Origin of the sequence: Neobacillus sp. FSL H8-0543, assembly GCF_038592905.1 — a bacterium.
Classification (GTDB): Bacteria; Bacillota; Bacilli; order Bacillales; family Cytobacillaceae; genus Neobacillus.
Genome location: NZ_CP151943.1, coordinates 5,258,515 through 5,279,677, shown reverse-complemented (window position 1 = coordinate 5,279,677; position 21,163 = coordinate 5,258,515). Strand labels below are relative to the sequence as shown.

General features: G+C 37.1%; 27 protein-coding genes and 2 pseudogenes. 9 read left to right on the top strand and 20 right to left on the bottom strand.

What is annotated here, in order from left to right; genetic code table 11:
• Nucleotides 1–107 precede the first annotated feature (107 nt).
• The 3 genes from NSS81_RS26130 to NSS81_RS26120 form a co-directional block, all read right to left on the bottom strand.
• Nucleotides 108–1,400 (bottom strand): ATP-binding protein, encoded by a 1,293-nt coding sequence (locus NSS81_RS26130; protein WP_342431520.1) that lies wholly within the window; start codon nt 1,398–1,400, stop codon nt 108–110.
• 12 nt (nt 1,401–1,412) lie between these two features.
• Nucleotides 1,413–2,711: a diguanylate cyclase gene (locus NSS81_RS26125; protein WP_342431519.1), complete on the bottom strand. Its 1,299-nt coding sequence runs from the start codon at nt 2,709–2,711 to the stop codon at nt 1,413–1,415.
• Nucleotides 2,712–2,954: 243 nt separating this feature from the next.
• The gene (locus tag NSS81_RS26120; protein WP_342431518.1) at nt 2,955–4,691 is read right to left on the bottom strand and encodes a glycosyl hydrolase family 18 protein; all 1,737 of its coding nucleotides are present in this window, start codon (nt 4,689–4,691) and stop codon (nt 2,955–2,957) included.
• A 153-nt stretch (nt 4,692–4,844) separates the two neighbouring features.
• On the opposite strand from NSS81_RS26120, the gene plsY reads away from it, so the two are divergent.
• The 3 genes from plsY to NSS81_RS26105 all read left to right on the top strand — a co-directional run bounded on the left by plsY (nt 4,845) and on the right by NSS81_RS26105 (nt 7,913).
• Nucleotides 4,845–5,432 carry a glycerol-3-phosphate 1-O-acyltransferase PlsY gene (gene plsY, locus NSS81_RS26115; RefSeq protein ID WP_342431517.1) on the top strand — a complete coding sequence of 196 codons (588 nt, stop codon included), beginning with the start codon at nt 4,845–4,847 and terminating at the stop codon, nt 5,430–5,432.
• A gap of 524 nt (nt 5,433–5,956) precedes the next feature.
• Nucleotides 5,957–7,108 (top strand): CapA family protein, encoded by a 1,152-nt coding sequence (locus tag NSS81_RS26110; RefSeq protein ID WP_342431516.1) that lies wholly within the window; start codon nt 5,957–5,959, stop codon nt 7,106–7,108.
• Nucleotides 7,109–7,148: 40 nt separating this feature from the next.
• Nucleotides 7,149–7,913, top strand: a complete 765-nt coding sequence (locus NSS81_RS26105; RefSeq protein WP_342431515.1) for a type II CAAX endopeptidase family protein — start codon at nt 7,149–7,151, stop codon at nt 7,911–7,913.
• Between the two features lie 191 nt (nt 7,914–8,104).
• On the opposite strand, the gene NSS81_RS26100 is transcribed toward NSS81_RS26105, so the two are convergent.
• Nucleotides 8,105–8,656, bottom strand: a complete 552-nt coding sequence (locus NSS81_RS26100; RefSeq protein WP_342431514.1) for a hypothetical protein — start codon at nt 8,654–8,656, stop codon at nt 8,105–8,107.
• Between the two features lie 147 nt (nt 8,657–8,803).
• On the opposite strand from NSS81_RS26100, the gene NSS81_RS26095 reads away from it, so the two are divergent.
• From NSS81_RS26095 to NSS81_RS26070, 6 genes are all read left to right on the top strand, one after another.
• Nucleotides 8,804–9,475 carry a copper amine oxidase N-terminal domain-containing protein gene (locus NSS81_RS26095; RefSeq protein WP_342431513.1) on the top strand — a complete coding sequence of 224 codons (672 nt, stop codon included), beginning with the start codon at nt 8,804–8,806 and terminating at the stop codon, nt 9,473–9,475.
• Between the two features lie 13 nt (nt 9,476–9,488).
• Nucleotides 9,489–9,743 (top strand): hypothetical protein, encoded by a 255-nt coding sequence (locus tag NSS81_RS26090; protein WP_342431512.1) that lies wholly within the window; start codon nt 9,489–9,491, stop codon nt 9,741–9,743.
• Complete coding sequence (locus NSS81_RS26085) at nt 9,694–10,191, top strand: FAD:protein FMN transferase (protein ID WP_342431511.1); 498 nt, start codon at nt 9,694–9,696, stop codon at nt 10,189–10,191. Before NSS81_RS26090 ends, NSS81_RS26085 begins: the two co-directional genes overlap by 50 nt.
• Nucleotides 10,192–10,218: 27 nt before the next feature.
• A complete protein-coding gene (locus NSS81_RS26080; RefSeq protein ID WP_342431510.1) occupies nt 10,219–10,473 on the top strand; it encodes a hypothetical protein in 255 nt (84 codons plus the stop codon).
• 168 nt (nt 10,474–10,641) lie between these two features.
• Nucleotides 10,642–10,791, top strand: a complete 150-nt coding sequence (locus NSS81_RS26075) for a hypothetical protein (RefSeq protein WP_342431509.1) — start codon at nt 10,642–10,644, stop codon at nt 10,789–10,791.
• The gene (locus NSS81_RS26070; RefSeq protein ID WP_342431508.1) at nt 10,784–11,173 is read left to right on the top strand and encodes an iron reductase; all 390 of its coding nucleotides are present in this window, start codon (nt 10,784–10,786) and stop codon (nt 11,171–11,173) included. The genes NSS81_RS26075 and NSS81_RS26070 overlap by 8 nt, the downstream gene beginning before the upstream one ends.
• 495 nt (nt 11,174–11,668) lie before the next feature.
• On the opposite strand, the gene NSS81_RS26065 is transcribed toward NSS81_RS26070, so the two are convergent.
• The 16 genes and pseudogenes from NSS81_RS26065 to mtnA form a co-directional block, all read right to left on the bottom strand.
• Nucleotides 11,669–11,845 (bottom strand): hypothetical protein, encoded by a 177-nt coding sequence (locus tag NSS81_RS26065; protein WP_342431507.1) that lies wholly within the window; start codon nt 11,843–11,845, stop codon nt 11,669–11,671.
• A complete protein-coding gene (locus NSS81_RS26060; protein ID WP_342431506.1) occupies nt 11,842–12,036 on the bottom strand; it encodes a hypothetical protein in 195 nt (64 codons plus the stop codon). The genes NSS81_RS26065 and NSS81_RS26060 overlap by 4 nt, the downstream gene beginning before the upstream one ends.
• 185 nt (nt 12,037–12,221) lie before the next feature.
• Nucleotides 12,222–12,503, bottom strand: a complete 282-nt coding sequence (locus NSS81_RS26055; protein ID WP_342431505.1) for a hypothetical protein — start codon at nt 12,501–12,503, stop codon at nt 12,222–12,224.
• A gap of 114 nt (nt 12,504–12,617) precedes the next feature.
• Nucleotides 12,618–12,914: a response regulator transcription factor gene (locus NSS81_RS26050; RefSeq protein WP_342431504.1), complete on the bottom strand. Its 297-nt coding sequence runs from the start codon at nt 12,912–12,914 to the stop codon at nt 12,618–12,620.
• A complete protein-coding gene (locus NSS81_RS26045) occupies nt 12,883–13,170 on the bottom strand; it encodes a response regulator (protein ID WP_342431503.1) in 288 nt (95 codons plus the stop codon). Before NSS81_RS26045 ends, NSS81_RS26050 begins: the two co-directional genes overlap by 32 nt.
• A 295-nt stretch (nt 13,171–13,465) precedes the next feature.
• Entirely contained in the window at nt 13,466–13,684 is a 219-nt protein-coding gene (locus tag NSS81_RS26040; protein WP_342431502.1) for a hypothetical protein, read from the bottom strand.
• 17 nt (nt 13,685–13,701) lie between these two features.
• Nucleotides 13,702–14,040: a hypothetical protein gene (locus NSS81_RS26035; RefSeq protein WP_342431501.1), complete on the bottom strand. Its 339-nt coding sequence runs from the start codon at nt 14,038–14,040 to the stop codon at nt 13,702–13,704.
• Between the two features lie 361 nt (nt 14,041–14,401).
• Nucleotides 14,402–14,699: pseudogene (locus NSS81_RS26030) on the bottom strand (hypothetical protein).
• Nucleotides 14,700–14,721: 22 nt separating this feature from the next.
• Nucleotides 14,722–15,142, bottom strand: a pseudogene (locus NSS81_RS26025) (thioesterase family protein).
• 31 nt (nt 15,143–15,173) lie between these two features.
• Nucleotides 15,174–17,504 carry an AAA family ATPase gene (locus NSS81_RS26020; RefSeq protein ID WP_342431500.1) on the bottom strand — a complete coding sequence of 777 codons (2,331 nt, stop codon included), beginning with the start codon at nt 17,502–17,504 and terminating at the stop codon, nt 15,174–15,176.
• Between the two features lie 145 nt (nt 17,505–17,649).
• Complete coding sequence (gene tlp / locus NSS81_RS26015; RefSeq protein WP_342431499.1) at nt 17,650–17,874, bottom strand: small acid-soluble spore protein Tlp; 225 nt, start codon at nt 17,872–17,874, stop codon at nt 17,650–17,652.
• 177 nt (nt 17,875–18,051) lie between these two features.
• Nucleotides 18,052–18,195 carry an acid-soluble spore protein N gene (locus NSS81_RS26010; protein ID WP_342431498.1) on the bottom strand — a complete coding sequence of 48 codons (144 nt, stop codon included), beginning with the start codon at nt 18,193–18,195 and terminating at the stop codon, nt 18,052–18,054.
• Nucleotides 18,196–18,261: 66 nt separating this feature from the next.
• Nucleotides 18,262–18,393 (bottom strand): FbpB family small basic protein, encoded by a 132-nt coding sequence (locus NSS81_RS26005; RefSeq protein ID WP_342431497.1) that lies wholly within the window; start codon nt 18,391–18,393, stop codon nt 18,262–18,264.
• 147 nt (nt 18,394–18,540) lie between these two features.
• Complete coding sequence (locus NSS81_RS26000) at nt 18,541–19,077, bottom strand: TlpA disulfide reductase family protein (protein WP_342431496.1); 537 nt, start codon at nt 19,075–19,077, stop codon at nt 18,541–18,543.
• Between the two features lie 124 nt (nt 19,078–19,201).
• Entirely contained in the window at nt 19,202–19,984 is a 783-nt protein-coding gene (locus NSS81_RS25995) for a class II aldolase/adducin family protein (protein ID WP_342431495.1), read from the bottom strand.
• 24 nt (nt 19,985–20,008) lie between these two features.
• Nucleotides 20,009–21,055 (bottom strand): S-methyl-5-thioribose-1-phosphate isomerase, encoded by a 1,047-nt coding sequence (mtnA, locus tag NSS81_RS25990; protein ID WP_342431494.1) that lies wholly within the window; start codon nt 21,053–21,055, stop codon nt 20,009–20,011.
• Between the last annotated feature and the right edge of the window lie 108 nt (nt 21,056–21,163).

Genomic DNA, 21,163 nt, shown 5'->3' with positions numbered 1-21,163 from the left:
TCTCCTTCATTTCCTTATTTTAACTGCTTTCTATAACTATAACACATGTTTATGTATACAAAGAAATAAAGCTCCTGAAATGTCCAGAAGCTTTAACGAAGTACATATTAGACAGATACAAGCGATGGAACGATCTCTGCTGTTACTTTTGGTACAGCTAGAGAAAAACGGGTTCCATTACCCTTATTTTCTGCGGTGACACTGCCATTCATATTCTCTATAATCATCTTAGTCATGTACAGCCCAAGTCCAGTTCCATGTGGCCTAGTGGTAAAATAGGGATCAAATACCTTTGAGAGTAGCAATGGATCAATTCCGCCAGCATTATCTGTAAACGCTGCTATTAGGTTATCTCCAGATTCGTCAATGGTAATCGTCACTTTTCTATTGGAAATATCGTTATGAACAAAAGCATCTCTTGCGTTTGTCAGGATATTTAAGACGACTTGGCTGTATTCATTGGGAAAACCATAGGCCATTTGCTGACCGCGGTATTCAAATTCCACCTGTATTCCATGATTTTTTAAACTGGAAGAAAAAATAGACAAGGCATCTTCAATTGACTCTGAAACCGAGAACGAGCATTTTTGTTTATTAGGGCGATAGAATTTCCGAAAATCATTAATCGTACGAGACATATGTTTTATTTGAATCATACTTTCTCTAGTAAAACCATCAATGTATTGATCGTTTATTTCACCAAACTCGAGTGCTTCCCGTACGTCTTGAATCGAGAGTGAGAGACGATTTAACGGCTGGCGCCATTGGTGACCAATACTAGCAATCATTTCTCCCATTGCCGCAAGTCGAGACTGCTGGATTAGAATATGATCCTTCTGCCTGTTTTTAGCTACTTCATCCTTGATTCTTTTTTCTAAAGTCCGGTTTAAGGACTCAAGATATTGCTTTCCCGCTTTAATTAATAGCTCCTGCTGTTTTCGTTCTGTTACATCATTAATCGAACCTGAATAGCCTGACATTTCCCCTTTAGTTGTGAATAATGGTAGCATTGTAAATTCAACGATTTTTGTCTTCATATCCTTCGTAATAATATAGAATTCACCATTAAGCATTTTAGCATCTACTTTGCTGTTAATGCCTTTGACTTCTTCATCCAATAAGAAATTAAGGATATTTTTCCCTATCGACTCTTGCAGTCCGAAACCAGTTAGCTTTTCCCATGAATTATTGACATACAATATAACTCCATCCGCATCCAGCTGAAAAATGACTTCTCGAATGTTACTTACAACTGCTTCATACTTCTCTGCCAGTTTACGATATTCTTCTTCACTGTTCTTTAACTTTTTCATAAGCTCACTGCCCTTAAAAATATAGTGGGAGATAAAAACGATGGTAAAGCCAATGATCAAGGTTATTGAACTATAAAATATAATCAACGAGCCACCTTCTTAACTATCATAATTGTAAATGGATACACAGTTTCTCCCTCTGTTCTTTGATTTGTAAAGTGCTTGATCTGCTTCTAGGATAAGCTCTCTTTTCGGTTTTCCTATTACGAACTCAGCAACCCCGAAACTGCAGGTTAAGGGTCCAATACGATTAAACGAAAAATTTTCCACTAATAGCCGAATAGATTCAGCTAGCTTTGCTGCACCTTGTTCGTTAGTATTAGGCGTTAGTAAAATAAATTTCTCGCCTCCCCAGCGGGCAAAAATATCACATTCCCGAATGCGCTGCTGGATGATTGTAGAGATGGTTACAAGCACCTCATCTCCAGCTTGGTGGCCAAACTGATCATTTACGTCCTTAAAATAATCTATATCCATTAAGATAATCGAAAAAGGGTGTTTATACCGTTCAGATCGGCTAATCTCGCTTGTCAAGATATCATCAAATTTTAGACGGTTATAGCTATTTGTCAATGGATCCATCATTGCGAGAATTTCGTTCTTTTTACTTTCTTCCTCCAAGGCTGTAATGTCTGTACAAACTATTAAAATCTGCCTTTCACCGGGAATAGGGGAAACCTTTAAGTAGTAAATAACGCTACTTCCATCCTTACCTATCCACCTTACTTTTGCGAAGTTTTTTTCAGTGGTTAAAAGACTGTTTAACCAATTACTTTCTTCATTCTTTGGATAATAATAATTTGGGTCTTCCGCAAAAAAACGGCTGAGGCTTTTACATTTATGAACTGGTTGGCTTTTTTCAATGCCAGTAAAGGCAGAGAATGCTTGATTAAACTCGACAATCTCATCGTTTTCAATAACAAAGATTAAATTATCCTGAAAATCCAAAATCGCTCTTGTTAATTTTTTTTGTTTCAAATATTCTTGCTCAAGCTGGATCTGATAAACAGACTTCTGAATTGCTAACAAGAAGCGTTCTAAGTCAATCGGTTTTAAGATAAAGTGATTGACATTATTCTCAATCGATTGGATAAAAAAATCATTATCATCGTGTGCAGTGGTTACGATGATTTGCGCTTTATCGTTTATTTCGCGGATTTTCTGAATCATTTCTAACCCGCTCATCTGATTCATTTTGATATCTGCTATGACGATGTCTGTCTTGTGTCGTTTATACAGCTCCAACCCCTCTTCACCGTCCATTGCCACATGCACCATGGCAAACCTGCGCTTTAAAACACGCAATAATTTTTCGCGTGAAAACAACTCATCTTCCACATACAAGACACTAACATTTTGATACTGATAGTTTAGGTAGTGACGAATATTTGTTGCCATTCATATCACCTCATTCTTTTTCTCTGTGTTATATATAGCAAAACCGACCATTCATAGAGTCGAATCGGCCGGTTCATTCCTATTCTGTAACTTATTTTCTATAAGTAAATTATATTTCGAAATAACGAATCATATCAATCAATAACAGATTGATTTAGGAAATCTCCATATTTCCGTAATAAATTAGCCTTAAATTAGACAGAATATTATAAAATGTGAACAAAAAAAGACAGGTATGCCTGTCTATTTTTGTGTTATTGCTTTATCGCCATCTAAATTTAAAGCAGTCCAAGCTGTTTGATCTCCGAAAAATCTTGACCAAGTTGCTATCCCTGCAAGTTGATAGGAAGTTGCGAGTTCCGCGCGTTTTTTTAAGCTTAGCTCATCTTCAAGCCAAATTTTATAGGTGGCTTTTTCCATTTCATCATAGAATTCTGCATAGTTCTGTCCACTAATAGGATCAAATGTTGGCTGCAATTCCTTATCGGAAATCCATTCTTTCGCTTTTTCCATTGACAGCGCACTAGCTGTTACCTCAACTTCCCCATTATCTAGCAACTGTTCTTTCCAAAGTCTAGTATACAGAGGGACTCCAAGGATTAACTTATCATTAGGTACCTCTGTGAGCAGTTTTTGCAAGTTTGTTTCCACCCATGGCAGACTGGAAACACTTCCGGCACCAGATGCCGGTCCCCAATGCTCATCATAAGCCATTACGACGAGGTAATCGACAATCGTGGATAGCTTATTTCTCTCATAAAACGATGACCAGTTATTGTTGTCGCCGGCGGAAAATGTAATATCCATGGAGACCACTAAACCAGCTTCGTGTAAATAGGGGGTTGCCTCTCTCATTAATTGGGTAACAAGCGGCCCATCTTCCTGGTTTACATTTTCGATGTCAAAATTTATCCCTTGTAACTGATACATTTGACTAAAATAAAGTAACTGTCGAATAATCGTTTTCCTTGTTTCAAAGTCTTTTAGAGCTTCATGGGTAAGTACTGGGTCAAATGAATTGGAAAATAATCCCCACACTTGATATCCCATTGACTGGGCCCATTTACTGTATTCCAAAGAGGCTAGGTTTTTTATCGAACCATCCTTTCCCGTAAGCGAGAACCAGGTTGGAGAAATAACATTGACACCATTCATTTCAGGAATTTTCGAATAATCCGGATTTTTGGTATAAACAGCCTCCCATGTTAGCTGAATCGGACCATTAATTTTTGGAATCGTAATGGGTTCACTTTTCTGTTGGATTGCAATTATTACTTCTTTGTCCTTTTGAACATATTCCTTTTTTAGATAACCGCTTAGGCCATTTTCTTTTCTAATTAAGTAATAGTCCTCTATTTCCCCTTCAATCATGACCTGTTCCTTGAATTTTACTACTGCGGTATAAGGGGATTGCCATGTGGGTTCTGTCCGCAGTCTTAGCTTTTCTTCATGTACCTCTTTAGCTGTAATTTTTGCTGTCAAGTATTTATCTCCATCTTTTTGTATCCATATTGCTTGATCGTCTAATATTCTATATTCGATTGGAAAATAGGGCAGCAGCGGATCTAGTGCAACATAGGTTTCTCCTTCTTCGGAAATGATAGGAGAAACCTGCAATTCAACGGGCTTTTCATTAACGAAAAAGGTTAAGGAGTCCGTAGGCATTTGAATCACTTTCTGTGCAGTTGTAATGATGACCGATTCGGATTTATCATCATAAAGGATCGTATTATCTATATTTTTTTGCAAAAAAGTAAGCGGAATAAAAAGACTGTCTCCCTCGATTCGTGCATTCCCATGCTGGGTGCCTTCGAAAAGAATTGGATTCGTACCATGGAAATATGTTTTCTTTTCTTTTGAAGCGAATGGGTATAGATAGATGAGAATGGAAGATATAACTAGTAAAAAAGCAATCGTCAATCCTGAAAATATCCAAATGGTTGTTCTATTTTTCTTCTGTTGATATTCTATTTGTGTCATTTTCTCTTTCCCCCTCCCCTCTATGGTAAGGTATCATCATCAATTTGAGAAGGCATTTTTGATATTGAGAATATTAATACCTTGAATGGTGTTTTTTGGCCATTCCATGGTAAAATAGATAAACTGCATCATTTATTGAAGGAGAAATCGTATATGGTTCAAATTATTCTTGTTTTGGTACTAGCCTATTTAGTTGGTTCCATCCCTTCCGGTTTAATCATCGGTAAAGTTTTTTATAAGACAGATATTCGTGAGCACGGTAGTGGAAATTTAGGGGGAACAAACACCTTCCGGACATTAGGAGTAAAAGCGGGTATAGCTGTAACCCTTGCTGATATCTTAAAAGGTACACTAGCAGCTTCATTACCTGTTCTTTTCGGCCTAGAGGACATGAATCCTTTACTTGCAGGAGTTTCCGCTGTTATCGGTCACACTTATCCAATTTTTGCCGGGTTTCGCGGAGGAAAAGCCGTTGCCACGTCTGGCGGTGTTTTATTGTTTGCTGCACCATTGATGTTTTTAACCATCTTTGTGGTCTTTTTCTTAACTTTATACATAACAAAATATGTCTCATTATCCTCTATGCTTGCAGGTGTTTGCGCTGTAATTTATGCAATTATCGATTGGGACATCCCCTTACTAATTGCTGTTACACTATTAGCGTCGTTTGTGATTTACCGACATCGTGCGAATATCACACGAATAAAAAATAAAACCGAACCAAAAATAAAATGGCTTTGAGACAAAGAAAAACGAGAGAATTGATCTCTCGTTTTTCTTATGGTTTTGTACAGCTTTTTAGATTGCAGATATTGTAATTTTTTCGGTTCTTTTGTTATGATAGGATAGTACATGCGTCTTAATTTTTATATTTTTAATAACTGAAAATGGTACTTTCCTAATACATCCTGTACATAATCAAGCTTTGTATGGTCAAAGTAAACATATTCATTTTCATGGATGATAATTGTTAATTCCTCAAAAGGATAGGTGAGGTCACCTTTAATGGTCTGCTCTTCCAGAGACAGCTTTAATTTTGGTCCGCCTCAACCAATACCCATGCTTAACCGGAGGTACAATATCTCATCAGGTGTATGCCTTTCTTTTTCAATTGTTTGAATTAATACTTTGTGAGCACTTCCAGTTATAGTAAACACGATTGACACTCCTTATTTTTCATGAAAGATTGTTCTTAAATATATTATAGGAAAGCAAGAAGGATTTAAATGAATTTGCTCGCAAATTAGCGAATGAAGGAGAAACATATGAATAAAAAATTTATCGTTTCATCAGTACTTATCATCTCAACATGCATCATCTTAGCTTCCGTCATGCTCATTCAGCAGCAAAAAAACTCTGCTGTTCAAGCGGAGGTACATCCTGCAAAAGAACATTCCCTTCGAGAGCAATTTATATTAGGACGGAGTATTACTGAAAAACTTACTATTGGAGCCATTGGTGATATCCTTATTCATGACACTGTTTATAATGACGCCTTTAATGGAACGAAATATAATTTTAATCCTATGTTTGAAAATGTTAATGGTGTACTTCAAAAACCTGATATTTTAACCGCTAATCAGGAAAGTATGTTAGGCGGATTAGATATTGGTGTTTCCAGTTATCCCACCTTTAATAGCCCGCATGAAGTGGCGGATGCCCTAGTAAATACTGGTGTAGATATTGTTTCCCTTGCAAATAATCACACTTTGGATAAAGGAGAAAGAGGGATACTTTCAGCTACAGAATATTTAAACAGTATAGGTTTGCCGCATGTTGGTAGCTTTTTAAATGAACAGGATCGCCAAAACTTAAGAATCTTGAATAAAAATGGCATCAAACTTGCCTTTCTATCCTACACCTATGGGACAAATGGTATTCCTGTTCCAGATGGAAAGGACTTTCTGGTCAATCTTATCAATCGCGATATCATGAAGGAAGAGATTCATCGTGCTAAGGAACAAGCAGATGTTGTTGTTATGAGTATTCATTGGGGAAATGAATACCAGCTATACCCGACGGATGAACAAAAAGATTTGGCTAATTTCCTTGCAAATGAAGGAGTTGACATTATCTTTGGATCCCACCCCCACGTATTGCAGCCAATGGATTGGATTGAAACGGAGGATGGACGAAAAACCTTTGTGATTTATTCATTAGGTAATTTCATTTCAGGTCAATCACTGGACTATAAGGATATCGGCGGCATGGCAACAGTAGAAATAACTAAACATGTTTCAGAGCAGGAAACGACTATTGAATTATCAAATCCAGCTTTCTTTCCCACATATGTCACAAATCAAAGATATAAAAATTACCGGGTGGTTCCATTAGAATCAGCAGGTTCACACGGTCTAAAAAATGCAGCAGCGAAATATGAAGAAATAAAAGAACATATGGTACAGTGGCTCCGTTAATACGGAGCCTTTTATTAGGTCTTTTGGAAGGCGGTTTTCTATGAAACAAATGAAGTATGAGGGTCTTTTCCTTTGTTTATTATTTATTCTCTTTACCTATTTATTTAGCAGAAGCTATTACATGGTATTTTTCCTATCCCTTTTTATATTATTACTTCTACTTGGCTTTTTTAAGGAAAAAAATCGCCTTTTTTCCTGGTTGATTATTTCATTCTTTAGTGGTCATTTGATCCTTTTTTACTTTGATATATTCTTAGATGGAGCCCATTTAACTCCATATAAACAGCTAATTGTCAGTCAACTGTTATTAATCATCCCAATTATTACCAGTTATTATGTTATCATGAAATTCAAAATAAAGATAAGTCATTATATTACGGTACCTTCTTTAAGCTTATTTCGGGCGGTGCCAATCAAGGTCTTTCTTTTGACGCTTTCAATCATCGGTCTTGGTAGCCTTCTAGTGTATTTTAATCGTCATGGTGGTACCAAAACATTTTTTTCACTTTTATTATTCTCAAGCACCCGCGCTATTTTTGAGGAGATCATCTGGCGGGGGATTCTGTTAACGCATATTATTAAAATAACTAATGCCAGAATAGGCATACTTGTCACAAGTATTGGCTTTGGAATTAACACGACAATGTATGGATTTTCGTTACATCTAACGTTTGTTTATATCTTAATGGGACTTCTTTTTGGCCTTTTAACGGTTAAGTCAAATAGTATCCTGCCTGCCATTTTTGTGCATGCATTTGTAATAATCCTTTTATTTATCGGTGGTTATCTGTCTATTCCTATTTAATTATAAGGGTGTGTTAAGCTTGACTGTTATTGGAGCTTCAGGCACTTCGCTTTCCTCGGGCAGTCTGGAGTCTCCTCATCCCTTCTCTTTTGAACTTTAGCACTCTGTTAGTTAACTAACAGAGTGCTTTTTAAGCTGTTCTGGTGATAAATTCCCTATACGTTCAACGTTTGTTGAAGATCCATATTAAACTAGGAGGTAATTATATGAACAAATCCGATAAGAAGTGCAAAAGCTATCAAAGTCGTATGTGTGGTTCGAAGAATGTTCACTTTTTTGTTCCTGAATAAGACCGTTCCAAGAATGCCAGCAATCATCATAAAAATGACTGCTCCTAATCCAATAATCCCTTCACTTTCCAATTTCCCTTCACTCAGATACATAGCAACTCCATGAAAAATACTCAATGCCAAGGCAATTAATCCTAAATACAAATGATATTTTCCCAAAAACTTAGAAATAGATATAAAAATGTTTTTCGATTTTGGATAATTTGTTATGATCCATTTCGCTGATCTTCTAATCGGAAATATTAACCCAGCAGCTCCCATTGCAATGACCGTACCCCAGCCAATCGTTTTGCCTATTTCTTCATAAGTTCCTTCTTCGTCATCATCCTCCTCATGGATTTCATATTTTTCTTCAAAATCATCATCTGCCGAAACCTGGTTGCTTTCTATTACTACGTAACTAAGTCCAAAGACAAATAAAATTGAGATGAGAAACATTTTCAAATTCTTCATAAAAATCTCCTTATAAATAACGATTTAATGTCTTTAGAATAGACTCTGAAAATGAAAAACGTCTGAAAAACATTTTGTTTATTATTTCCGACTTTCATTTTTTTTTCAGAAATAATGATTAATATGTTTTACAAGGAGGTGGAATAGGTGAAAACAAGGATATTTAAGTGGACCCTATCGCTGTTCGTTCTCTTTCTGATTTTTCAATCAGTCAATATTGTAAAGGCTGATGACGATTATGGTCGTGACGAACATGAGGAGCATGAAAGCTATGAAAGAGATGAGTGGGATGATGATGAAGAGTATGATAATTGGGTCGATGAGGAATATGAATGGCAAGATGACGATGACTCGGCGGAAGCCGAACAACGTACCCTCTATCAAGAAACTCAACTTCAACAATCGTATTGGAATGTTTGGACAAAAGATACAAGCACTTTCTTAACAGAAAATCTTCCTTTTCAGGAGGCTAAAGAAGTTCCAGTTGAAATGAACGGAAAAAGTGAAAGTCTTTATGTGGTACCCGTAAACGGCCAATTGCTCGTTTCAGGTGAAAAAATGGCCCAGCTTTTTGGTATTAAGTACAAATTTTACAAGCAAAGCCAGATTCTTGAGATTTCAAATGATAAGGAGGAACTGTTTGTCCGTGCAGGTTCAAATGCAGCTTATGAGAATATGGTTAAAACGCCAATGCCTGCAAAAGCTCTTCATTTTGAGAACTCTATCTTTCTGCCCATATCAGTGATAGCAAACGCATTCGGTTATAGAGTGAACTGGAATGAAGAAAAAGGAACCATTACACTTAAAGAAATTTTATAAGAGGTGAAACTGTATGAAAGTGAACAATAAAGCAAAATGGATTGTCGGAATCTCAGGGGCTGCATTTTCTGCTTTTGTGATCGGTCAATTAAACAATAATCCAAATCCTACTGATAAAATGAATACAACACTAACAGCAGCAGACATAAGTGATTCTATGAGTAAACGGGAAAAAGAGCTTGTCCAGCTTGATTGGAGCGATTTTTCTTTTCAAGCAAATGATTACCAAAGGGAAGATGAAAGTGACCGTATTACTAGAAGAACATAATGAAAATATGATGGATTCTGTTCGATTGAATATCATGAATACTTCCTTTTACATGGCGATTTCTAATGAAAATCACACGCATTGGAAAAAAACAATCATATCCTTTCTCCAATATATGGATCGGGAATTTTCAAGATTTCGCAGTGACAATGAATTAAGAAGATTAAATGAAGCAAAAAGGGATTCAGTTGTCGTTGTTTCCCCCATTCTTTTTGACCTTTTAAGAAAGGCTGAGAAATATCGGTTGATAACGGGGGGACGATTTTCGCCCTATATACTGACACAGCTGGAAGCACACGGTTATAATCAATCCTTCCCTTTAAGACTGCCCATCATGAAGCGACAATTATCCAATATCAAAATAAATGGAAGGCTCCTATTTTTTAAAGAAGGCTGTCAGATCATTAAGAAAACCGATCAAAAAATTGACCTTGGCGGGATTGGTTAAAGGCTATGCCGTAGAAGCTGTCTCTAAATGGTTGCAAAGCACACTCACAGCAAGTACGGAATTGTCGACGGAGGCGGTGATATGGCAATGTGGTCAAATGGCGATAAAACCTGGAAAATTGGAGTTATGGACCCTTTTGACGAAGAAAAACATATCGGTTTTTTTATCAAAAATGGAGGAATTGCAACATCCAATATCATTTATAGAAGCTGGATGCAGGGTGAGTCCAAAAACATCATATTTTGGATGGAAGAACCGGAATGCCTGCAGCTACAGATATAGTCCAAGCAACGGTTCTGACGGAGCATTGCCTGGACGCTGAAGTCAGCGCAAAAATATGTTTTATGGACAATATGAAGACTGTAAAATCAGTTCTTCAAAGATCAGTCCTAAATTTAGTTGTATTCTTGTGAAAACAAGTGGAGAAATTGAGATTCAAGGATGTGAAAAATGAACTTTGATTTGCTTTCCACTTGGAATTTAATCCGTACATCCGGCTTTCTGGCCTATTTCCTTTTTACATTTTCCGTCGCAGCTGGTTTGATGAGCCGTTTATTCAGTCTCAAAAAAACAAAAGCTGCTTCTGCTGGAAATGCATAAAATAAGTGGATGGACAGGAATGCTGACGGTTGTATTTCATGCTGTATTACTTTTGATGGATCAATATGTTCCTTATCAAATCCGAGAAATATTTATCCCATTTTTAGCCAAAAATGACCCGGTCTTTTCAGCACTCGGCACAATATCCTATTATTTATTTTTGCTGACACTGGCCACATCAGATTTTTTCATAAAAACATTAGGACGTGCATTATGGAAAAGGATTCACTTTCTCGTTATACCTGCATGGATCCTGATGATCCTCCATGGCATCCTCATTGGCACAGATTCTGCTCAACCATGGGCTGCCTCCGTATATGGTGGAGGGATCATTTTGGTTATGATCCTAATGGCTTTTTCGGTATCTAGAGAGCCGCAGTGAATCAAAGAATAGCAAAAAAGGAGTGGTGAAAAAACGCCGTAAAAAATACCGGCGTTTTTATTTTTTATTAAAGCTAATAAAAAATTCAGTTCCTCTCCCCATCTCGCTTTTCACTTCAATTTTCCCTCCATGGGCATCTATGATGGTTTTCGCAATGGACAGACCAAGACCTGAACCATCTTTTTCTCGATAAATCCCCTCGATAAAAACGGTCGAAAATATGGCTTATATCATCCTGAGGAATACCAGGTCCGGTGTCTTTTATACCTATCACTATTTCCTTTCCTTGTAATGTTAATGAACATGTAATAGAACCTTCCTTTGTATACCGAACAGCATTGTCTAATAATATATATACTAGCTGCTGGATTCTGACCTTGTCTCCCTTCATAACGACGCCTTTTTGAATCTTATCATCAAGAGACAAATGGGGTGGAACAATCCTTTTAAATCTATTTAACAAAGAATGAAGAAGAGAGGAAAGATCCAGTTCTTCTAAATCAATTCAACAATACCCCGATCATTTCTTGCCAAAAACAATAAATCATTGAGCAGTTTATTCATCATTTCAGATTCATTTTTGACATCCTCTAAAATCTGCCTCCCAAATGGGCTTAAATACTCCTGTTCCTCCCTGGCAAGTACATCTATAGAGCTATAAAAGATGCTCAAGGGGTTCTAAGTTCATGTGAAGCATCTGAGACAAATTTTCGTTGGGTTTGGAAGGCTTTCTGGATGGGTTTCATTGCCTGTCCTGCAAAAAAGTTGCCTGCCACGGCAAATAGTAAACTGAACAAAAGAGTTAGTAGCAGGAGAATCAATATAATATTTTGAATTAAATGCTTTTCATCTGTTATATCCATACCGATGATGACGGTTCCGGAAATTTCATCATCTTCGGAGGGAATAATTTATTAAAAGCAGATGTCTTCTTCCATTCTACTTCTTCAATATATTTCGAAGATTGAGAATGGAGGTTTTTCCCAGATATACTGCGCTAAACCACTTACTGTCTCCTCTCCCTCTACCATATTAAGACTGCTATCAATTACATAGTAGAACATATCCCTTTCCGGTTTATATTCCACATGTTCATATTTATGATCATCTTCATATTCTTCTTCTGCTCGCTCATGCTTGTCTTTATATATCTCTTCTGCAAATTCTTATGTTTTTCCTTTTCGTAAAAACGGTTTAATTGTTCGATTTCCTGATTTTTTATCGCTCCAGAAATAAAAATATATAACACCGTGATAAAAATCATTAAAATAAATAGCAGCGAACCTGTATAAATCTGGTTAAGTTTTGATTTAACTGGTTTAAATTCCATTGGTTTCCCTCAATTTATAGCCAACGCCTCTAATATTCTTGATAATAGAGGGCTTGCCGGGCTAGTCCACTTTTTTCCGAACCAGCTTAACCAAAGCATCGAGAGCATTTTCTGTTATATCCACTTCAAACCCCAAATTCTTTCAATAATAATTTCTCTAGTTAGAACTTGGTGCTTGTTACGGAGCATTAATTCCAATAACTCATATTCCTTCCTTGATAGTTCAATTACCTGTCCATTACGTTTTACAACATGTGTATTTAGATGCAAATGCAAATCATCCATTGAAAGCATTTCTTCAAAAGGTTTCTCAGTCCTTCGCGACAGTGCCCGAAGCCTAGCTGCAAGTTCCTCAAACTTAAAAGGCTTGATAAGATAATCATCCGCACCTGAGTCTAATCCCGGCAACATCCTCCAAAGAATCCTTGGCTGTAAGAAATATAATTCCGCCTTTATAGCCTTTTTTTCTAATATTTTTGCATGCTTCCATTCCACATAGTTGAGGCATCATCCAATCAAGAATTATCACATCATAATTAGTCAACATGGCGTATTCATAGGCACTTTGACCGTCCTTTACCCAATCCACTCTGTGAAATTCTTTCTTCAGTAAATGGAAAATCAACTTTCCTAAACCCTCATCATCTTCTGCAAATAAGATATTCATTAAGTACACACCTTCTTCATTTACAGTCCTGTTTACTTTAATAATATCAAAAGAGTCTGAAAAAAGATTGAAATACTCATGTCTAACTCAAAATATTTACTATAGATAAAGCAATTGAGTATCCAAAACTAGAAGCCATTTTACGTTGACAAATAAATACAAAGCTCATTAAGAAAGTATTGAATCATAGGGATTAGCGTTATAAATTGGCACTTTCCTGATGGTACACCAAAATTAACAATGTCCAATAACACAGCCAATGGTTATAGAAAAAACACACCTGAATAGATCGTTTTCAGGTGTGTTTATCTTTAAGACATTCTAAACGTTTGACTACTTCTTCACAAAGTTCGTGTGTTTTTAATGCATCATTTGCAGTGAGGGATGGAGATTTATTTGTCCGAACCGCCTCGATAAATTCAGCGATAATATGTTCAAATCCTCGCTTATATAATGTCGAGTCCCAGTTGTTAAAGGAATGCTTTGTTTCTTTCCCTTCTTTATAAATAGTCATCTCAGATAAATCCGTTACTACTCTTTTTCTTTAGGTCCCATGACCTCAAGGCGTTCTTCAACGATCCCGCTATCCCGATTCATAATTGCAATGACAGTTAAATCCTTGGTAAGCAATTGAACAGTCACATGATAGAGCAGTCCATCCTTCTTTCTCCCTGCAACCAAAATATCTTCAATCTCATCCTGGATAAGAAACCGAACAGTATCCAAACAATGAATAAAGTCATCGTAGACAAAGGTCCGGGCATCACTCGGAAGAGAAATACGATTTTTTTGTAAAATAACCATATTGATATCAGAAACCTGTTTCATTGACTTATAGTTAGGGGCAAATCTTCTATTAAAACCAGTCATGAGAATTAAGTTCTGGTTTCGCTAACTCCACCAGATTCTTTGCAGTTTCATAATAATAGGTAATCGGTTTGTCAACGTAAACATGGATGTTATTCAGTAATAACTCTCTACAATTTCCTCATGTGAATCAGTAGCAGAATGGACAAATGCCCCTTTAATTCCGCTTTCAATTAAAGATGTAAGGCTATCATGTATGTGTGGGAACCGGTATTTGCTGCTGATTTCATTCAGCTTGTCCTGATTCCTTGTAAATAGTACCAACCTTATCTAGAGCACCGATTACGGGTAAAATAAGCTTTTTGAGCAATATCCCCTAAACCAATCATCCCTATTTTCAGCACGATTTAACCTCTCCTTTGTTTTATTCAACCCATATATGATTAAATAATTCTTCTTTATGTAAAATCTCCTTTTGTCTGGCGCCAATTAAGTCGAAATGCGAATATCCATCAGGTCGGTGATGAATCCATTCCTTTTTTAAGCCATGCTTTTCTCCCCATTTAGCCAGCAAATTTAGATCCTGACACCCAACCTTTGTTACTGTTTTATAGCCTGGAAAGCGCTCATCAAGCCAATAATGCGTAAGTGAAAGCAATTTCACCGCTGTCAATTTTTCTCTTCCATTCTTTTAACTCTTGCCTCTTGATTCCAAATGCCATCGAGTCATCCTCCCAGCTTAAATTACTTTTTCTTTATTTCCTCATACTTCAAGAACCATTCCGGGAATGTCTTCTTAAAGGATGTTGGTCTAAAATTATCTTTTTTGACAATAATATGTGTTGAGTTTCCCGGCACATACTCGTCCTCTCCATTAAATGGAATAACCATATATTGTCTTAATCCCATCATTTTTGTCCACCCAGGTTTTAACATACGCCTTATCACCATAGCGCAATGGTTTTTTATAGGTTATTTGAATATCGTATACTGGAGCGTAATACCCCGAGTTTTCCATTTCAAGATAACTGTAGCCTAAATCTTCAATTAATCCTGTTCTGCCAAGCTCAAAAACTTTAAATAATTCGCATGGTAAATGACACCCATCATATCGGTGTCTGTAATAAAGCTGAATTTCTTGTTGAAATAAATACGTTGTCCACATCATCCATCCCTTTCACTCCCAATTATTGCTACTATCTCATTTTATTAAGTGCTATCTCTGCATCTTCCACTTCAAGGGAGGTTGCTTTTTCAAGTAATACTTCTTCAAGCTCCACACCAATTAATCTCATCGCCTGAGCCTGGATCATTTCATCCACTAAATTAGTAGCAAATCGCCCATTTCCTTTAAAATCTTCTATCTCGATGTTCTCACTAACAAAACTTCTTGCCTCTTCCGTCAGTTTGTATTGAAAACGCTCCGCATATGTTTCAATAATAGCTACTAACTCTTCTGCAGAATAATCAGGGAACAAGAAAAACTTCTTAAATCTTGAGCGAAGTCCTGGATTACTCTCAAGCAATTGGTTCATCTCATTAGGATAGCCAGCAAGGACGATGACCAAGTTTTCATTATGCTTCGTCATTTCATCCACTAGGGTATCGACCACTTCTTTTCCGTAGTCACCAGTCGTTTGGCTAAGTAGTGAATATGCTTCATCGATAAACAAGACTCCACCAAGAGCTTCTCGTATTTTTTTCTTTGTTTTTCCAGCGGTTTGTCCAACATAGCCTGCTACAAAGTCAGCCCTGCTTGCAATGATGAGATGACCGCGTTTTAAGATGCCACATTCCTTTAATAGTTCCGCGTAGATTTTAGCAACCGTGGTTTTTCCGGTACCAGGGTTCCCTGTAAATACCGAATGTAGTTGAATTGGAACGGTTGGCAAACCCTTTTTCCTTCTAAATTGCTGCATTTTCACGAATGAAACAAGTGTTCGCAACTCGTCTTTTAACGCACTTAAACCAATTAATCGCTCTAAATGCTCATATGGAGTTTCAAAGCTTGCCGTTTTCTCAACACCAAAGTCTTCCTTATCTAATATCGTATAATCAAGAATATGCTTATTTTGGCCGGCCTTTTCCGATCCTTTTTTAAAAATTGCTTCTAAAACAATGTTCCGAACGGTTCTAGCATTTCCAAACGTGTCATCCACGCGCTCCATATCAATTCGATAATCCACTTCCTGTTTTGCATCTTCTGTAAGGAGGTAATCATTTTCGGCAGCGATTTTTTCAGTAATTAAAATTAATTCTTTGTTTGTATAATTCGGTAAATGGATGAGATTTGATTGTGGGAAACGACTCCGTAAGCCTGGATTTGCATCTAAAAATGTCCGCATTTCTTCAGGATACCCAGCCAGAATAACCGCAAATTTACCGCCGTATTCACTTCCCGTCATAAGCGAAACTAGTGTGTCAATGGCCGTTTGTCCATAATCATTCCCTGTTTGTCCTTCACGCTTTAAACTGTAGGCCTCATCGATAAATAACACCCCACCAATAGCACGCTCGACTATCTGACGGACATTCTCCTCTGTTTGACCTACATAGGCACCGACAAGCTGGGAGCGGTCTGTCTCAATAACTTCAGCACGCGGCAGGACTTCAAGCTCATGATAGATTTTAGCTAGTAAGCGGGCAATCGTTGTTTTACCCGTACCTGGATTTCCTGTCAGCACCATATTTAGGCTAAGGGAGTCCTTTATTTGTAATCCCAGTTGTTTGCGATGCTTTTGATATTTTAAAAATCGATAATAATCATTTACTCGCTTTTTAACAACATCCATTCCAATCATTTCATTTAATTGGTCTAGTGCCTTTTCTGAAGTATGTTCATTCTTTTCCGCTGCTTCTTCGATAAATTGTAAATACCATTGCTGTTTCATTTCTTCGAGTTTCGATAATTGAATTTTTAACTCATCATAAAAGGTAGCTGTATGAAAAACACCTACTATGGATTCTTGATACTCTTCTGTCGACTTTAATAAGTTGACTGTAACATCGACTGCTGCAGAAAGATGATCGATGAGTTTTTTGTAACGATTAATTAGCGAACGATTATTTAAAGTGGCAGCCAGGTCAAACATCTCTTGTAAATCCTCTATATGTTCATCTGCGTCCGACAAAAAGCCTCGGCAAATACTTATGTATTGTTCGGCAACCTTTTTCTTAGCTGTTCGATTATCCGTTTCCCTTATTGCTGGGAATGTGAGGATATCAAATATGTCTTTTTTCTTTTTCCAGTCAAATTCAACGAAGTAGGCCTTCGCTTTATTATTGTTTGGATATATGTCCAATGCCTTCTCCAGCCAAGCAATTGCTAATGAATCCTGTTTATTTCGCTCCAGTCGCGAAAGTGCTGCCACCGTTAACAATCTTGATAAATTTTCAGGGTTTGATTCGTGGCTGATCGCCTTAAGTAATAGGTTTTCATTCTTAATAAACCCATATTCACTCAGCTCTTCTTCCCATTGTTCTATTTTTTCGATAGAGTTTATAGGCTGATTATTCCGTTGTATCACATTATCACTTCTTTATCTTAAAATTTCCCTTTAATCTTACCACAACATGATCGTGCACACTAAATGGGAGAGACTTAATAAAAAAGAACCTGTCAGCTTTTTACTGACAGGTCATATGGTGTATGAAAAACTATTGGTCTTCTTGTTACTTCTGTGAGTTTTCATCCTTAATTTCTGAGCGGAAATTTTCAATACTTTCACGACGTCTTTCATTTTTCGCTTCAATCTGTTCACGCTGTGTTGCACTATCGGTAAATTGAAGTGAATCCTCAGCCGCTTCAATGTTTTCGATAGTATCGTGAATCATCGATTGGAGTTTTTCTACATTATCACTGCGATCATCTGGTTTTGGCTTGTTGTTATAAGTCATTTGCTTTTCCTCCTAATAGTCGTTCTGGTACAGATATAGTTTGTAACTTTGGAAGAAAATTATCACAGGAAAAAATAAAAAAGCTAAAAGCGCCTTGTCCAGAGAAAAAGTTGTTCAATTTCTTAACAAAAAAGACCCGCTAGCTTTTGTGCTAAACGAGTCTTTGCCATTTCAATATCATTCGCCTTTTGTTTGCATTACTTGTGCATGCTTACCAGATGTATCCTGCATTTGTTTCCCTTTGTTACCGCCACTACTGTGTGGCTGAGTTCCGATATGGCTCGGTCTGAATGCTTGACTGTGTTTTTTTGGATTGCCCATGTTTAATCCCTCCTCTATAACATTTTGTCCATAATAGGAGAGAACATGATTGGAAATCTATGTGAACTACTCGGCTTTACCAAGTCGCTTTTCTTCTAAGCGTATCTCAATTTTTTCCATTGCAGCACTATCTTTCAAAAGTTGACTTTTATTTTCAGAAACAAGCTCTGCAAAGGAACGTTTTCTAGGTTTTCTCATTATTATCACCTTCCTTATTTACTATCTTAACAGGTATTATGTCCGAAAACGGTTGCAATTATTACAACTTTTTGAAAATTATCGAAAATCAAATTTTTAATTATTCCAATTGAAAAGACATTGGCTTAAAAACCAATGTCTTTTCTCTTACTCCAATTCATTTGTATATTGCTTCATCGTTTCATAATTCATTGCTCCGATATATTTGTTACCAATGTTTCCTTTTGTATCTATGAAGTAAGTCGTTGGAATTGATATTATTTGGTAGACTTCGTTTACTTTATCGTCTTCATCTAAAGGAATGGAAAAAGTGATGTCATTTTCATCAATAAACGCTTTAACATCTAGATGTGGATCAATGTTTATAGCCAAAATAACGATATCTTCTCCCACCTCTTTATGGAATTTCTCCATAGCAGGCATTTCTGCTTTACAAGGCGGGCACCAGGTTGCCCAGAAGTTTAACATTACCTTTTTCCCTTTTAATTCAGATAGCTTCACCGTTTCACCTGTTAAAGTTTTAAGTTCAAAATCAGGTGCTTTGGCACCAGTTCTTAAACCCATATTCGCAGTTTCTTGACTAACGTTAACGTTCTCGGGCTCTGCCTTCTTATCAACTGCCTGAACAATTGCAACCGCAAGTAGGGTTATTAATACGACTGCTGCAATCATTTTTTTTACCATGCCCTTAAACCCCCTTCAACAATATGTGCTACATCGATTTTACACTATAAAGTAAGTTGAAATAAAATTTGTCTATGCCAAATATGTGACAAAATGAAGAACACACGAATAGAATCATGCCAAATTAACTATTAAAAGCATCTAAAATACTTTTCGTCACTCGCTCAACAATGGTGTCAATATCTTTTTCAGATAGTGATGTGGCCATTTCTCTTTTCATAGCATGTGTTCCATCGGGTACATCTACACCCAAAGGTGACTCGCCCATGATCTCCATCTTCTTCTTCAATTCTAACAGCCTAGCCACATTCTGTTTAGATAACTCCCGATCACCGTTCAGTTGTTTGGCTAAAAAATTTATCTTAGCATTAAACTCTAAGGATTCCATCAAATAATAAGCATGGTCTATATCCTTGCCCCAAGTTAATGCTCCGTGATTTTCCAGCAATACACCTTGATGGTTATGGACATGCTTTTTCACAGCATTAGGTACTTCTTCTGTCGATGGCGTCCCATAATCCGCCACTGGTATCGTACCTAAATAAACAACGGATTCTGGCATGATTGCTTGATCCAAAGGGATTCCTGCAATCGCAAAGGCGGTAGCATATGGCGGATGAACATGGACAATTGCATGTATATCCGGACGTTCCTTGTAGACCAGGAGATGCATTTTCATTTCGGAGGTAGGCTTATATTCCCCCTCCAGTACATTGCCATCGCCATCCACCTTAATAATCATATCTGTGGTCATAGAGCCTTTGCTGACACCTGTAGGCGTGATAAGAAATTCGTTTTCATCGATACGAACCGAAATATTACCATCATTGGCGGCAACGAATCCTTTTTCATATACTCTCTTGCCAATTTCACAGATTTGTTTTTTATATTTTATCTCGATAATCATAGCTACCCTGCTTTCGCTTCTATATCATATAAAAAGTTTTGGAAGCTCCTCTTGAAAGTTATTTGTTAGGATGCCCTTTTCTGTAATAATCGCAGTAACCAGATGATGTGGTGTTACATCAAATGCGGGATTAAAGACTTTTACTCCTTCTGGTGCCGTTCTTTTTCCAAAGCCTTCAGTAATTTCTGTCGCATCTCTTTCTTCAATAGGGATATCTGCCCCAGTCTTTGTTTCCAAATCAATCGTTGACATTGGCGCTGCAACATAAAATGGGATGTTATGAGCTTTAGCTAATAATGCTACACCATACGTACCAATTTTATTCGCTACATCCCCGTTAGCAGCAACACGGTCACAGCCGACGATTACGGCTTGTACCTTGCCTTTTTGCATGACCATTGCTGCCATACTGTCCGTGATTAGCGTGACATCAATTCCAGCTTGCATTAATTCCCAAGCCGTTAATCGAGCACCCTGCAGAAGCGGTCGAGTTTCGTCGGCAAACACTTTAATGTCCCAACCCTTTTCTTTCGCTAAATACAGCGGTGCAAGTGCTGTACCATACCTTGCCGTTGCAATTCCACCTGCATTACAGTGTGTAAGGATACCCATTCCATCACTTAGCAGTGTTAAGGCATGTTCTCCGATTGTTCGGCATACTTCCTCATCTTCGGTTCGGATCAAGTGAGCTTCCTCTATTAAAGCTTCTTTAATTTTTGAAACAGGTAAATTCTTATCTTTTAGTACACGGTCATTCATTCTTTTTAGTGCCCAAAATAAATTAACTGCAGTAGGTCGTGAAGTGGCTAAATAATCAGAATGGGCTTTAAATGCTGAGTAGAATTCTTCAAATGAGGTTTCAGGTGCAGTCTTTATCCCAAGCAGTAAACCATAAGCAGCAGCGATGCCAATTGCAGGTGCACCGCGTACCTTCAATTGCTTGATAGCATCCCAGGCATCTTCTATTTTAGTTATATCAAGAAATTCTGTAATTGTTGGTATTTTTGTTTGATCGAGTATTTTTAATACTCCATTTTCAAAATAAACAGATTGCAATAATGACTCTGACACGAATGAACATCTCCTCTTCTGTATGTATAAGCTTCAAAGGAAGCATTTCATTTTAATAAACCTTCTACCATTGTTATTTTAACAATATTAATGGTTTATGCAATACAT

What these genes read in the sequence shown, in the direction of transcription:
- NSS81_RS26125 (WP_342431519.1), bottom strand. Translation starts at nt 2,711, where the DNA reads ATGGCAACAAATATTCGTCACTACCTAAACTATCAGTATCAAAATGTT.
- NSS81_RS26120 (WP_342431518.1), bottom strand. Translation starts at nt 4,691, where the DNA reads ATGACACAAATAGAATATCAACAGAAGAAAAATAGAACAACCATTTGG.
- plsY (WP_342431517.1), top strand. Translation starts at nt 4,845, where the DNA reads ATGGTTCAAATTATTCTTGTTTTGGTACTAGCCTATTTAGTTGGTTCC.
- NSS81_RS26110 (WP_342431516.1), top strand. Translation starts at nt 5,957, where the DNA reads ATGAATAAAAAATTTATCGTTTCATCAGTACTTATCATCTCAACATGC.
- NSS81_RS26105 (WP_342431515.1), top strand. Translation starts at nt 7,149, where the DNA reads ATGAAACAAATGAAGTATGAGGGTCTTTTCCTTTGTTTATTATTTATT.
- NSS81_RS26100 (WP_342431514.1), bottom strand. Translation starts at nt 8,656, where the DNA reads ATGAAGAATTTGAAAATGTTTCTCATCTCAATTTTATTTGTCTTTGGA.
- NSS81_RS26090 (WP_342431512.1), top strand. Translation starts at nt 9,489, where the DNA reads ATGAAAGTGAACAATAAAGCAAAATGGATTGTCGGAATCTCAGGGGCT.
- NSS81_RS26085 (WP_342431511.1), top strand. Translation starts at nt 9,694, where the DNA reads ATGATTACCAAAGGGAAGATGAAAGTGACCGTATTACTAGAAGAACAT.
- NSS81_RS26080 (WP_342431510.1), top strand. Translation starts at nt 10,219, where the DNA reads ATGGTTGCAAAGCACACTCACAGCAAGTACGGAATTGTCGACGGAGGC.
- NSS81_RS26075 (WP_342431509.1), top strand. Translation starts at nt 10,642, where the DNA reads ATGAACTTTGATTTGCTTTCCACTTGGAATTTAATCCGTACATCCGGC.
- NSS81_RS26070 (WP_342431508.1), top strand. Translation starts at nt 10,784, where the DNA reads ATGCATAAAATAAGTGGATGGACAGGAATGCTGACGGTTGTATTTCAT.
- NSS81_RS26060 (WP_342431506.1), bottom strand. Translation starts at nt 12,036, where the DNA reads ATGGATATAACAGATGAAAAGCATTTAATTCAAAATATTATATTGATT.
- NSS81_RS26055 (WP_342431505.1), bottom strand. Translation starts at nt 12,503, where the DNA reads ATGGAATTTAAACCAGTTAAATCAAAACTTAACCAGATTTATACAGGT.
- NSS81_RS26050 (WP_342431504.1), bottom strand. Translation starts at nt 12,914, where the DNA reads ATGTTGCCGGGATTAGACTCAGGTGCGGATGATTATCTTATCAAGCCT.
- NSS81_RS26045 (WP_342431503.1), bottom strand. Translation starts at nt 13,170, where the DNA reads ATGAATATCTTATTTGCAGAAGATGATGAGGGTTTAGGAAAGTTGATT.
- NSS81_RS26040 (WP_342431502.1), bottom strand. Translation starts at nt 13,684, where the DNA reads ATGACTATTTATAAAGAAGGGAAAGAAACAAAGCATTCCTTTAACAAC.
- NSS81_RS26035 (WP_342431501.1), bottom strand. Translation starts at nt 14,040, where the DNA reads ATGACTGGTTTTAATAGAAGATTTGCCCCTAACTATAAGTCAATGAAA.
- tlp (WP_342431499.1), bottom strand. Translation starts at nt 17,874, where the DNA reads ATGACTTATAACAACAAGCCAAAACCAGATGATCGCAGTGATAATGTA.
- NSS81_RS26010 (WP_342431498.1), bottom strand. Translation starts at nt 18,195, where the DNA reads ATGGGCAATCCAAAAAAACACAGTCAAGCATTCAGACCGAGCCATATC.
- NSS81_RS26005 (WP_342431497.1), bottom strand. Translation starts at nt 18,393, where the DNA reads ATGAGAAAACCTAGAAAACGTTCCTTTGCAGAGCTTGTTTCTGAAAAT.
- NSS81_RS26000 (WP_342431496.1), bottom strand. Translation starts at nt 19,077, where the DNA reads ATGGTAAAAAAAATGATTGCAGCAGTCGTATTAATAACCCTACTTGCG.
- NSS81_RS25995 (WP_342431495.1), bottom strand. Translation starts at nt 19,984, where the DNA reads ATGATTATCGAGATAAAATATAAAAAACAAATCTGTGAAATTGGCAAG.